Raw genomic sequence first — 12,126 nt, 5'->3', positions numbered from 1 at the left:
AGCAGGAAGAGGACAGGACATGGCGGACGAGGTGCTGCGGGTGGGGGTCGCCGGGCCGGTCGGCTCCGGGAAGACGGCGCTGATCGAGGCGCTGGTCCCGGTGCTGATCGCCCGGGGCCGACGGCCCGCGGTGGTCACCAACGACATCTACACCCAGGAGGACGCCCAGCACGTGCGCCGCAGCCTGGCCGGGGTGCTCGACCCGGGGCGGGTGGTGGGCGTGGAGACCGGCGCCTGCCCGCACACCGCCGTCCGGGACGACCCGACGATGAACCTGGCGGCCGGGGCCGAACTCCTGGAGCGCTACCCGGACATCGACACCCTGCTCTACGAGTCGGGCGGCGACAATCTGACGCTCACCTTCAGCCCGGCGCTGGTCGACATGTTCTTCTTCGTGCTCGACACGGCGGAGGGCGACAAGATGCCCCGCAAGCGCGGTCCCGGCATCACCGACTCGGACGTCCTGGTGATCAACAAGGTCGACATCGCCCCGTACGTCCGCTGCGACCTGGCGATGATGACCGCCGACGCGCACCGGGTCCGCGAGGGGCGCCCGGTGGTGCTCACCAACAGCCTGACCGGTGACGGCCTCGCCCGCGTCGCCGAGCTCCTGGAGTCCTTCCGCCCGGTGCCCGCGTGAGCACCCGGCTGGCGCCCGCGCACTACGAGCCGGCCCGGGTCCCCGCCGAGGTGCGGCGGCACGCGGGCCGGCCGGCGACGCTCGGCGTCGGCGCCCCCGGCAAGGTCGGCCTGCTGGAGCTGGACTTCGAACAGGTCGGCGGACGCACCGAGTTGGTCGGCCACTACCAGAAGTCGCCGCTGCAGATCATGCGGCCGCTGTACTTCGACCCGGCCCGCCCGGACCTCGCGATCACCTATCTGATGTCCACCGGCGGCGGCATCGTGCAGGCCGACCGGCTCCGTCTGGACCTGCGGTGCGGCGCCGGCACCGCCGTCCATCTCAGCACCCAGGCGGCCACCCGGATCCACTCGATGACCACCGACTACGCCACCCAGCAGGTCTTCCTGACCGCCGGCGAGCGGGCCTACGTCGAGTACCTGCCCGAGCCGGTCATCCCGTTCCGGGACTCCCGGTTCTACCAGCGCACCGTGATCAGCGCCGACCCCTCAGCCACGGTACTGGCCTGGGAGACCGTCCTGGCGGGCCGGCTGGCGCGCGGGGAACGCAACGCCTACCGGGTGTTCGCCGCCGACCTGGAGTGGCGCCGGCCCGACGGGCGGCTCTTCGCGCTGGACACCGTGCGGCTGGAGCCCGCTGCCGCCGCCTGCGGAGTCGGCGGCCCCGCGGTGCTGGGCGGGCACGATCTGGTCGCCACCCTCTACGCCGTCACTCCGCTGGCACCCGCCGCCGAGGTCGCCGACGTCCTGCACCAGGCGCTGGCCGGCCGTGGCCTGCTGTACGGGGTCAGCGTGCTGCCGCAGGAGGCCGGGGCCTGGGTCCGACTGCTGGGCGGCGACTCCCCCACCGTCGGCGCGGCCCTGCACGCCGCCTGGGACGCCGTGCGCCGACTGCTGATCGGCGTGCCGGCCCCGGCCGTGCGCAAGTCCTGACGCACACCGCCGCCCTCCCGGGCCGACGAACTGACGAACCGTCACCGCGAGGGACAGGCGCGGCGACCCGAACCGCCCGCGACCGAAACCGGAGGATCCTCGGATGCCTACCACCCTCGATACCGGCAACACCGCCTGGCTGATGGCCAGTACCGCGATGGTGCTGCTGATGACGCCCGGCCTGGCCTTCTTCTACGGCGGCATGGTCAAGACCAAACACGTGCTGGTGATGCTCAAGATGAGCTTCGTCTGCCTGGCCCTGGTCACCCTGCTCTGGCTGGCGATCGGCTACAGCCTGACGTTCGGAAAGGACGTCGGCGGCCTCGGCCTGATCGGCTCCCCGGCCCACTGGATGATGCACGACGTCGGCCTGGACAGCCGCACCGGCTCCATCCCCACCGTGATCTTCTCCTGCTTCCAGATGGCCTTCGCCATCATCACCGTGGCGCTGATCAGCGGCTCGATCGCGGGGCGCGCCACCATGCGCGGCTGGCTCTGGTTCGTCGTCGCCTGGACGCTCTTCGTCTACGTGCCCATGGCGCACTGGGTCTTCGCACCCGACGGCTGGGTCACCCGGCACCTGGGCGCGCTGGACTTCGCCGGCGGTCTGCCGGTGGAGATCAACTCCGGTGCGGCCGGGCTGGCGGTGGCGATCGTGGTACGCAAGCGCAGGGACTTCGAGCGCGAGCCGATCCGCCCGCACAACCTGCCGCTGGTGGTGGTCGGCCTGGCGCTGCTCTGGTTCGGCTGGTTCGGCTTCAACGCCGGCTCCGCGCTGCAGGACGTGCACAACGCGCCGATGGCCTTCCTCAACACCCAACTGGCCGCCTGCGGCGCGATGGTGGGGTGGCCGCTGATCGAGAAGTGGCGGCTCGGGCACGTCGAGATGCTGGGCGTGGCCTCGGCGGCGGTGGCCGGCATGGTCGCCATCACCCCGGCCTGCGGCGAGGTCTCGCCGGTGGGCGCGCTGGTGATCGGCTTCGTGGCCGGGGTGGTCTGCGCGTTCGCGATCAACCTCAAGTACAAGATGCGCTACGACGACACGCTCGACGTGGTGGGCGTGCACGGCTGGGGCGGCATCGTGGGCACCCTGGCCATCGGCCTGTTCGCCACCGCCCAGATGAGCGGCCGCAAGGGCCTGTTCTACGGCGGCGGCCTCGATCTGCTGTGGCGCCAGGCGGTCGCCGTGCTGGCCTGCGCGGCCTTCTCCTTCGGGATGACCTGGCTGATCGCCCAGGCGGTGGAGAAGACGGTCGGCTTCCGGGCCGCCGAGGAGTACGAGCACGTGCCCGGCGCGGAGGAGGAACAGGCCTACGACGACGAGACGATCGTCGAGATCCGCCAGCGCCTGCTCGCCGCCCGGGTGGCCGTGCCGGTGGGTGCCGAGGACACCGGGGCGCAGGCGCACGCGGCGGACGCGGCGCTGCTGGCCGAGCTGCGCGCGGTGCTGACCCGACGGGAGCAGGAGAAGTGACGAACAGCGGGGACAGCGCCTGGCTGATGATGGCCGCCGCCATGGTGCTGCTGATGGCGCCCGGCCTGGCCTTCTTCTACGGCGGCATGGTGCGCACCGGCCAGGTCATCGCGATGCTCAAGATGTGCTTCGGCTGCGTGGTGCTGGTGAGCGTCATCTGGTTCACCGTCGGCTACTCGCTCGCCTTCGGCACCGACGTGGGCGGGCACGGGCTGATCGGCGGGCTCGACCACGTCTTCATGACCGGCGTCGGGCTCGACTCGCGCACCGGCGACACCCCCACCGTGACCTTCTCGGTCTTCCACATGTCCTTCGCCATCGTGACCGTCGCCCTGATCAGCGGCTCGGTGGCCGGGCGCGCCACCATGCGCGGCTGGCTGGTCTTCGTCTGCGCCTGGACCCTGCTGGTCTACGTCCCGATGGCGCACTGGGTCTTCGCGCCGGACGGCTGGGTCGCCCGACAGGTCGGCGCGGTCGACTTCTCCGGCGGCACGGTGGTCGAACTCAGCTCCGGCGCGGCCGGGCTCGCACTGGCGGTGGTCGCCGGGCGGCGCGCGGACTTCGAGCGCCGGCCGATCCGCCCGCACAACCTGCCGCTGGTGGTGATCGGCCTGGCGCTGCTCTGGTTCGGCTGGTTCGGCTTCAACACCGGCTCCTCGCTCGGTGTGCCGGGGGCCGCGGCGATGGGCTTCGTCAACACCCAGCTGGCCGCGGGGGCCGCGATGGCGGGCTGGGCGGTGACCGGCTACTGGCGCACCCGGCAGGTCGGGCTGCTGGACATGTGCATGGGCGCGGTCACCGGCATGGTCGCGATGACGCCGGCGGCCGGCGACGTGACGCCCGCCTGGGCCGCCGCGATCGGCTTCCTGGCCGGCCTGACCTGCGCGTTCGCGATCAGCTGGAAGTACCGCTTCGGGGTGGACGACACGCTGGACGTGGTCGGCATCCACGGCTGGGGCGGGCTGTTCGGCATGGTGATGGTGGGGCTGGCGGCCACCGGCGTGATGACCGGGAAGAAGGGCCTGTGCTATGGGGGCGGTTGGGACCTGCTGGGCAAGCAGCTGGTGGCGGTGCTGGTGCTCGGGCTCTTCTCGTTCGGGATGACCGCGCTGATCGGCAAGGTGGTGGACCTGACGGTGGGGCTGCGCCAGTCGAGCGCGGCCGAGGAGCACGAGCAGGTCTACCGGAACGACTGGGAGGCGCAGTTCAAGGAGATCGCGGACGCGCTGCGGGGCGAGGGCGCGGCCGAGGGCGAGGACGCGAGTGCGGGGGCGGACGCGAGTGCGCTGCTCGACCAGGTGCGCCGGATGCTGGCGGCCGATCCGCAGCGGCTGGACGAGTAGCGCACTCGTCGCCCCGAGGCCGTCGTCGCCCCGGGCCCGCCATGGGCCCGGGGCAGCGGCGCAGCCCCCGGCAGCCCTAGGAGGGGCGCACCGCGAGGTCGGCGGTGACGGCGTCGAACACCGCCTGGGTCGACTCCCCCATGAGGAAGAAGTGGCCACCGGGGAAGAGCCGCACCGAGGTGTGGGCGCGGGTGGTGTCCCTCCAGCGCTCCAGCTCCTCGACCGTCACGGAGTCGTCCTGCCCGCCGAAGACCGAGACCGGGCAGGCCAGCTGCGGCCCGGCCGGGGGCCGGAAGGACTCGTAGACCCCGTAGTCGGCTCGCAGCGTCGGCAGGATCAGCTCCAGCAGGCCCGCGTTCTGCAGCACCTCCTCCGGGGTGCCGCCCATCTCGCGCATGTCCTCGACCAGCTTCGCGTCCGACCAGCGCGCCCGGCCCGGCTTCCTGGGGGCCGAGCCCGGACCCGGGCAGCCGCTGACCGTCAGCCGGGTCGGCGCCTGCGGGCCGACCCGCGGGGCCGTCATGGCGATGCCGTAGGCGATCAGCGCGCCCATGCTGTGCCCGAAGAGCGCGTAGGGGCGGTCCAACAACGGCCGCATCGCCGCGAAGAGCTGCTCGACGACCTGCCCGTAGTCCGTCAGGTGCGGCTCGGCCAGCCGCGCCTCACGGCCCGGCAGCTGAACGGCGAGCACCTCGACATCGGCGGGTATGGCGGCCGGCCAGTCGCGGTACAGCAGGGCGCCCGAACCGGCGGGATGGAAGCAGAACAGCCGGCGGCGGGCCTGCGGGCGGGCGGCCACCGGGCGGACCCAGGCGTCGGCGGAGTTGGTGGGGTTCATGGGCAGCAGTGACATGAGGGGAGCCTTTCAGGTATCGCGGACGCAGGCAAAGGTCCGATCCGTCGCACCTGGTCCCACCTGGCCACCCCGGTGAAACGGGTCCGGGCCACGATGGTCCCCGCCATCGTGGCCCGGCCCTGCGGTGGGCTACCGCTCTCCCCTACGATCGCCCACCGCGTCCGTGATCAGGTCAGCACGCGCCCTGGTCCGTCCACACCGCCCAGGAGCCCGGCGCGCCCGGGGTGGCCCCGGTCGAGTACCAGGCCGAGAGCCACTTGTGGCCGTTGTAGGAGACCTGGTCGCCCGGCGCGTAGGAGCTGCTCGCGCTCCACGCCGCCAGCCCGGCGCAGCCACCCCCGCCGCCGGTGGCGACGGTCCAGGTGAAGGCGGTGCTGCCCGAGGCGCTGCCCGAGTTCGCCGTCACCGTCACGTTCGAGGTGCCGGCCGTGGTCGGCGTCCCCGAGATCAGACCGGAGGAGCTGATCGACAGCCCCGCCGGCAGACCCGTCGCACTGTAGGTCAGCGCCTTGCCCGCCGAGTCGGAGCCGGAGACCTGGAGCGAGACCGCGCTGCCCACCGTCGCCGTCCGGCTGCCCGGGTTGGTCACCGTGACGGTCTCGGTGGTCGTGGTCCCCGCGGTGAAGCCGCTGACCCCGTTCGGAGTGCCGAGGCCGGTCGGGCCGTCGTAGCCCGGGCCCGCGGTGCAGAAGTAGGACGGCGAGCAGCTGCCGTTGTTACCGGTGGTGACGTCGTTGAAGCTGCTGGCGTGGTTGTAGGGGTACTGGTTGGCCCGGTCGCCCGGGTTCGGGGCGCCGGCCAGCGCCCAGGCCGAGGCGATGATCGGGGAGGCCGCGCTGGTGCCGCCGTAGACGGCCCAACCGCTGCCGCCGTACGTCTGGTAGACCGCGACACCGGTGGCCGGGTCCGCGACCGCGGAGACGTCAGTCTCCATCCGGTTCGCGCAGCCCGTGTCGTGCTGCCAGGACGGCTTGGGGTCGTAGGCCGAGCAGCCGGAGCCGGTGCCCTCGGTGCTGCTGGTGTTCCAGACGCTCTCGCTCCAGCCACGGGAGTTGGACGCCCTGGTCAGCGCGGTGCCGCCGACCGCGGTCACGTACTGCGAGGTCGCGGGGTACTCGGCACCGTAGTTGGAGTCACCGGCGCTCGCGGTGATCGCCACCCCGGGGTGGTCGAAGTACTGGCTGTCCGCGCTGAGGTCGGAGGAGTCCTCGGAGCCGCCATAGCTGTTGGAGACGAACTTGGCGCCCTGCGCGACGGCCTGGTTGACCGCGGTGCCCAGGTCGCTCATGTTCGCCGAGGCGGCCTCGACCAGCACGATGTGGCAGTTCGGGCAGACCGCGCTGACCATGTCGAGGTCGAGCGAGATCTCACCGGCCCAGCCGGTGTCGGCCGTCGGGTAGCTGGTGCCGCCGTTCTCGTCGACCTTCTTGAAGCAGCCGTTCGCCGTGGTGCAGGCCGGCAGCCCGTACTGGGAGCGGTAGGCGGCCAGGTCCGACTCGGCGTTCGGGTCGTCCTGGGCGTCCACGATCCCGACCGTCTGGCCGGAACCGCCCGAGGTGGGCAGGCTGTAGGCGCCGGCCAGGTCGGTCGGACCGTAGCCGGAGGGAGCCGCCTGGGGCGAGAGCGCGAGCTCGTGGATGTCGGTGCGCTTGAGCGCCAGGCAGGCCAACTCGCCCGGGTGGGTGGGCGCGGCGCAGGAGCGCGTCACGGACACCGCGTCAAACGACCCGGCGGACGGGACGGCGGCCGCGCTGCCGGCGAAGGCCGTGGACAGCGAGGCGGCCAGCAGACCGAGGACGGCGAGCGGTGCCAGTCGTGCGGATCGTGATCGGCGTTCCGTTGGGTGCTTGTCCATACGGACTCCTTGGCGGACATCGCCCTTGGTGTGGGGGCGGACGAGTGCTCGGCGGGCGGGGTCGCCCGCGAGCGCATCCCGCGCCCTCGGCGCGGCACCCGGGCACGGCGAACCGGGCCCGGACGGTGGCCGGGACGGCAGAGGATGGCGGGCACGACGCGGTGTGAGAGAGGTGGGGGGGGGTCTGCGCATGCCGCGTCGAGCGCAAAACGTAGCCCGCGCCCCTGGCCTGGTCAATGAATCGAAGTCAAAGTGCCACCCTTGCCCATGACTTGCGATTGCGAGGGGGGACCCTTGACCGGCCGTCGTCATGGCTGTCCGCCGGTGCGGGCACCCGCGGGAGGGGTCAGCTCACCAGTCGACGGGCCGTCAGTTCGGTGCGGTCGCGGACCCCGAATCTTCGGTAGAGCCGGGTCAGGCTGCCCTCCACGGACTTGACCGAGACGTGCAGGGTGGCCGCGATCTGCCGGTTGGTGGCACCGCCACGCACCAGCTCGACGATCCGGCCCTCCAGGTCGCTGAGCGCGGGCGCGGGACCGTCCGCCCCGTCCAGCCGGGCCAGGCGCTCCTGGGCGTGGGCCAGCCAGGGCAGGCAACGCGCGGTGGCGAAGACCTCGGCCGCCGCCCGCAGGTCCGCCCGGGCGGCCGCCCGGCGGCGCGCCCGGCGCTCCAGATCACCGAGGGTGAGCAGCGCGCGGGCGCGTTCCAACGGGTAGGGGTGCGAACGCGGCAGCTCGGCGCGGAGCTCGTCGGCGGCGCCGCGCGGATCGCCGTCACGCGCCGTCAGCAGCGCGCGGGCCCGGGCCAGTCCAAGCCGCAGCACCTGCCGGTCGAGCCGGGCGGCCTGCGCCGCGGCCTCCTCCAGCGCCCGCCAGGCCGGGGCCACCGCGCCCGAGGCGCAGAGCGCCTCCACCAGGTCGGCGTCCACCAGGAAGAGCGCCGGATCGGTGTAGCCGAGCCCGCGCAGCAGCGACCGGCAGCGGCCCAGGTGCTCGGCGGCCTGCGGGAAGCGGCCGCCGAGCAGGTCGGCGCGGCCCAGCAGACCCAGCGCGTACGCGGCCCACTCCATGTCACCGGCCGCCTCGGCGGCGCGGACCGCGGCCGCGGCCAGCTCGGTGGCGCGCTCGCCGGTGCCGCCGTTGAGCTCGGCGGCCGCGCTGAGCACCAGCCCGGGGGCCGGGGTGGGACCCAGCTCCCGGCGCAGCCGCCCCCCGTACCGGCCGGCCTGGTAGGCCTGGGCGCAGCGGCCGGCCCGCTCGTTCACCGAGGCCACCAGGTGCAGCACGTCGGCCAGGTCCTTGACCCGCCCCGCGCCCTCCACCTCCCGGCGCAGCTCGTCGACCTCCGCCAGCGCCTCGGGCACCGACCCGGCGCGCAGCAGCCACACCACCCGGCAGCAGCGGACCTGGATCGAGGCGGCGGTCAGCGCGGCGGCCGGACGCCCGGCGGCCAGCGCGGCGGCCTGGCGCAGCGAGGGCAGCACCCGGTCGGGGCGCAGCTGCATCTCGATCGGGGTGCGCAGCGCGATCACCTCGATCTGCTGCTCCGGGTCACCGCTGTGCCGCACATGGCGCTCGGCCTCGGCGAGTTCGGCCAATCCCAGGTCGCAGCGCCCGGTGCTGAGCGCGTGCTCCGCCCGGTGCAGCTGGACGGCGGCGCGCAGCCGCGGGTCCTCGCCGGCGTCCGCCTGCGCCGCGTCGAGCAGCGCGGGCACCGCCGAGCGGTCGCCGCCGGCGAGCTGCACCAGGAGCAGCCGCGCGCCCACCCGGGCCGCCCGGTTGGCGGTGCGCAGGACGGTGGCGCAGGCCTGCTCGGCCGCCTCGGCCTGGCCGGCGTCGTGCGCGTGGCGGGCCGCGGTGAGCAGCCGCTCGGCGGCCAACTCCGGCTCGTCGGCGGTGCGTTCGGCTGCCAGCCGGGACAGCTCGGCGGCCAGCGCGGGCGCCCCGCGATCGACCGCGATGCGGGCGGCGGCAGCGAGCTCGGCCGCCAGGCCGGGGTCGGGCTCGGGGCAGGCCAGCGCGCGGTGCCGGGCCCGCTCCAGCGGATCGTTGGCCCGCTGGGCCAGGCGGTGGTGGCACTGCCGGCGCTCCTCGGGGGTGGCGTCGGCGTAGACCAGCTCGCGCAGCAGCGGGTGGGCGAAGCGCGGCTCGCCGCCCGGCCCCTGGACCAGCAGGCCGACGGCGAACGCCGGGGCGAGCACCTGCCGGTCGGCCCCGGCCGCCGCCGGGGCGGGCGCCTCCCCGGCCGGGCGGTGGTGGGCGGGAGCGGCCGGCTCGACCAGGCCGAGGGCGGGCGGGGCAGCAGGTCCGAGGATGGGCGGCACGGCCAGGCCGAAGGCGGGCGGCGCGGCCTGGGCCGGGTGCGGCTGGTGGGCGGCGCCCAGCTGGAGCAGGGCGTCCAGCGTCGCGCGCGGCAGCGCCGCCAGCCGGCCGGCCAGCGGGGTGCGCAGTCCGCGGGGCACCGGCAGCGGGTCGTCGGCGCGGATCGGGCCCGGCGAGCGCCGCACCGCGCGGGAGAGGTCGAGGGCGTAGCCGGGGTTGCCGCCGCTGGCCAGGGCGATCCGCTCGGTGACCGGATCGCTCGGCGTCAGGCAGCCCCGGGTGCGCAGGAGTTCATCGATGACGGCGGCCGGCAGCGGGTTCAGCGGGAGTTCGGTCGCGGGCCCCGGCAGCAGGGCGAGGCAGTGCGGCTCGCCCCCGTCGGCGAGCCGCTCGGCGGCCAGCACCTGGACCCGGTGCCCGGCCAGCCGACGGGCGGCGAAGGCCAGCACCTGCGCGCTCTGCGCGTCCAGGCAGTGCGCGTCGTCCAGGACCAGCAGCACCGGACGCTGCGCGGCCAGCGCCTGCAGCAGCTCCAGCACAGCCACCCGCACGGCCAGTTGGTCGACCGCCCGGTCGGTGTGGCGGCCCAGGTGAGGGTCCGGGCGGGAGTCCGGATGGGAGTCCGCGCGGGAGTCCGGGTGGGGGCCGGTGGGTCGGCCGGGCGGGCCGTCGCCGGCCGGGGCGCGCAGCAGCGCGACGTCCAGCGCGGCACGCAGGTGCGGGGCTATCAGCCCGTCACGCGGCCCCTCGGCCCGGGCGTCCTGCTCGGCGAGCGGGCCGGCGAACAGGTCGTAGAGCGCGAGATGCGGTAACCCGGCCTCCAGCGCCGAGGAACCGCTGCGCAGCACCAGCGTGCCGCTCAGCGACGCCTCGGCGGCGAGGGTGTCCAGCACCGCGGACTTCCCGATCCCGCCCGGCCCGGTCAGCAGCACCGCGCCACCACCCGCGAGACCGGCCCGGCAACGCAGCAGGGTCGTCTCGCGACCCAGGAGAGCCGTCACGTCGTTCATGACGAAGAGTGTGGCGCCGAGACGCCGCAATGGTCTAGTCCTTAAGCAATGTCCAATTTATGACGGCTCGTCACCCGAAGCACTGCAGCACCGTGGCCGGGGAGTCCAACCAGAGGTGCTGAGCGTCGCCGGTCAGGGTGAGGCCGAACCTGCCGGGCCCGGGGCGGTCGTTGTCGAGCCACCAGCGATAGCCGACTTCGGTCTCGTCCCAGAGCCGGCGGGGCCCGTGCTGCCACACCGCGAACCGCGTTGCTTCCGGGTCCCCGTCCCAGTCGACAGCCGCCCACGAGGAGGCGTCGGTGGTGGCCAGCCACAGCCGCACCGCGACACCGTCCACGTCCGGATCGTGCTGCCGGGCGTGCCACACATCGCCGAGCCGGGAACCCATGGCGAACTGGACATCGGCGTCCAATCCGGACACGACCCAGGGATCCAGGTCAGTCGTCGACTCGTCCGGCAGGTGGTCGTCACGCACCACGTCGCGGAAGATCCGCAGATCCGTGCGGTGCGAGCGCATCAGCATGAACGAGCCGTAGGGCATGAAGCGGCCCTCGGCCCGGCCGTCGCCGACCACTAGGCGCAGCGTGCCCCAGCCGATCCACGGGTTCTCCCACGGCGTGAGGATGACCGCGCCGGGGCGCGCCTGAGCGAGCCAGGCCGTCGGTACCCGGTTGACCGCGCACGTGCTGATGATCCGATCGAAGGGCTGACGAGGAGGCCACCCTCCACCGCCGTCGGCGCAGACCACCTCGGGACGCAGGCCGGCGGCACCGAGCGCAGTACGGGCGGTGGCAGCCACCTGGGCATCCACCTCGACCGAGGTCACGTTGGCATCGCCGAGACGGTGCGCGAGAAGACCGGCGTTCCACCCCGTTCCCGTTCCGATCTCCAGCACCCGCATGCCCTCGCGGACATCGAGGTCTTCGAGCATCCGCACCACCACCGACGGCATGGACGCGGACGAGGACGGCCACACCACACCCTCCCCCGGGGCCGCCCCGTCGTTCACCTGGGTGACCACAGGAGCGTTCGCGCAGGAGGCCCGGAGCCAGCCGGCCGGGTCGTCCGCGCGGATGAGCGGCTCGTTGTCGTCGCCGACCCAGATCCGATCGGGGATGAAGAGGTGACGGGGGACCGCGGTGAGCGCCTTGGCCCACTCGTCCGGGATCTCGTGCCCGAGGTCGGCCGTCACCGAGCGGAGCAGGCCGCGCGAGGCGGCCTGCTCGTCAAGCTGGGGATCGTGCGTCACTTCTCCGCGCCACCCTTGTGCTTCGGGTCCGGCGTCGGCCGCTGCCCGTCCTTGGACGGCTTGTCCTTGCTGAAGTCCTTGTCTCCGCCGTGCTTGCCGCCGCCGGAGCTTCCGCCCTTACCGGTTCCCCATCCCATATCTGCTCTCTCCTTGACTCGCTGGTCGATGTACTCGGTCAGGCCGCCGTGCGATTGCCGTCCGGCGGCATCGGACCGGGTATCGGCGGGCGGTGCGGCGGGGGAGGTGTACTCACGCGTGAGCTCCCTTCAAGGTGGATGGTGTTCTGGCTTGCGCGGCGTCCACCAGGACGGCAAGGCGCCGGTCGCCGGTCACCAGTTGGTCGGCGTCGCACGTGAGGTGGGCCGCCGGGCGAGGTACCAGCCCGTGGGCTTGGTCCTTTTCCCAGCGGCCTCCTCCCGAACCCGTCGTGCGACGTTAATCGCAAC

At 73.7% G+C, this 12,126-nt stretch carries 9 protein-coding genes; 4 read left to right on the top strand and 5 right to left on the bottom strand.

Translation table 11 applies throughout. The features are described from left to right. The first annotated feature begins 19 nt into the window (after positions 1 to 19). The 4 genes from ureG (at position 20) to ACFZB9_RS26740 (ending at position 4,389) form a co-directional block, all read left to right on the top strand. Positions 20 to 640 carry an urease accessory protein UreG gene (gene ureG, locus ACFZB9_RS26755; protein ID WP_391451232.1) on the top strand — a complete coding sequence of 207 codons (621 nt, stop codon included), beginning with the start codon at positions 20 to 22 and terminating at the stop codon, positions 638 to 640. Further along, the gene (locus ACFZB9_RS26750) at positions 637 to 1,572 is read left to right on the top strand and encodes an urease accessory protein UreD (protein WP_391451230.1); all 936 of its coding nucleotides are present in this window, start codon (positions 637 to 639) and stop codon (positions 1,570 to 1,572) included. The genes ureG and ACFZB9_RS26750 overlap by 4 nt, the downstream gene beginning before the upstream one ends. 103 nt (positions 1,573 to 1,675) lie before the next feature. Further along, a complete protein-coding gene (locus tag ACFZB9_RS26745) occupies positions 1,676 to 3,046 on the top strand; it encodes an ammonium transporter (protein ID WP_391451228.1) in 1,371 nt (456 codons plus the stop codon). Continuing rightward, positions 3,043 to 4,389, top strand: coding sequence for an ammonium transporter (locus ACFZB9_RS26740; RefSeq protein ID WP_391451226.1), 1,347 nt, complete (start codon positions 3,043 to 3,045; stop codon positions 4,387 to 4,389). The genes ACFZB9_RS26745 and ACFZB9_RS26740 overlap by 4 nt, the downstream gene beginning before the upstream one ends. A gap of 76 nt (positions 4,390 to 4,465) precedes the next feature. Here ACFZB9_RS26740 and ACFZB9_RS26735 read toward each other — a convergent pair whose 3' ends face one another. The 5 genes from ACFZB9_RS26735 to ACFZB9_RS26715 all read right to left on the bottom strand — a co-directional run bounded on the left by ACFZB9_RS26735 (position 4,466) and on the right by ACFZB9_RS26715 (position 11,817). Beyond that, complete coding sequence (locus tag ACFZB9_RS26735; RefSeq protein ID WP_391451224.1) at positions 4,466 to 5,242, bottom strand: thioesterase II family protein; 777 nt, start codon at positions 5,240 to 5,242, stop codon at positions 4,466 to 4,468. A gap of 175 nt (positions 5,243 to 5,417) precedes the next feature. Continuing rightward, positions 5,418 to 7,100: a hypothetical protein gene (locus tag ACFZB9_RS26730; protein ID WP_391451222.1), complete on the bottom strand. Its 1,683-nt coding sequence runs from the start codon at positions 7,098 to 7,100 to the stop codon at positions 5,418 to 5,420. A 346-nt stretch (positions 7,101 to 7,446) separates the two neighbouring features. Further along, positions 7,447 to 10,431, bottom strand: coding sequence for an AAA family ATPase (locus tag ACFZB9_RS26725; RefSeq protein WP_391451221.1), 2,985 nt, complete (start codon positions 10,429 to 10,431; stop codon positions 7,447 to 7,449). 70 nt (positions 10,432 to 10,501) lie between these two features. After that, positions 10,502 to 11,680, bottom strand: coding sequence for a methyltransferase domain-containing protein (locus ACFZB9_RS26720; RefSeq protein WP_391451220.1), 1,179 nt, complete (start codon positions 11,678 to 11,680; stop codon positions 10,502 to 10,504). Then, positions 11,677 to 11,817: a hypothetical protein gene (locus ACFZB9_RS26715; protein ID WP_329577890.1), complete on the bottom strand. Its 141-nt coding sequence runs from the start codon at positions 11,815 to 11,817 to the stop codon at positions 11,677 to 11,679. The genes ACFZB9_RS26720 and ACFZB9_RS26715 overlap by 4 nt, the downstream gene beginning before the upstream one ends. Between the last annotated feature and the right edge of the window lie 309 nt (positions 11,818 to 12,126).

Origin of the sequence: Kitasatospora sp. NPDC008050, from assembly GCF_042957465.1 — a bacterium.
Lineage (GTDB): Bacteria > Actinomycetota > Actinomycetes > Streptomycetales > Streptomycetaceae > Kitasatospora.
This window is presented reverse-complemented; position numbering and strand designations above follow the sequence as displayed.

What these genes read in the sequence shown, in the direction of transcription:
- ureG (WP_391451232.1), top strand. Translation starts at nt 20, where the DNA reads ATGGCGGACGAGGTGCTGCGGGTGGGGGTCGCCGGGCCGGTCGGCTCC.
- ACFZB9_RS26745 (WP_391451228.1), top strand. Translation starts at nt 1,676, where the DNA reads ATGCCTACCACCCTCGATACCGGCAACACCGCCTGGCTGATGGCCAGT.
- ACFZB9_RS26735 (WP_391451224.1), bottom strand. Translation starts at nt 5,242, where the DNA reads ATGTCACTGCTGCCCATGAACCCCACCAACTCCGCCGACGCCTGGGTC.
- ACFZB9_RS26730 (WP_391451222.1), bottom strand. Translation starts at nt 7,100, where the DNA reads ATGGACAAGCACCCAACGGAACGCCGATCACGATCCGCACGACTGGCA.
- ACFZB9_RS26725 (WP_391451221.1), bottom strand. Translation starts at nt 10,431, where the DNA reads ATGAACGACGTGACGGCTCTCCTGGGTCGCGAGACGACCCTGCTGCGT.
- ACFZB9_RS26715 (WP_329577890.1), bottom strand. Translation starts at nt 11,817, where the DNA reads ATGGGATGGGGAACCGGTAAGGGCGGAAGCTCCGGCGGCGGCAAGCAC.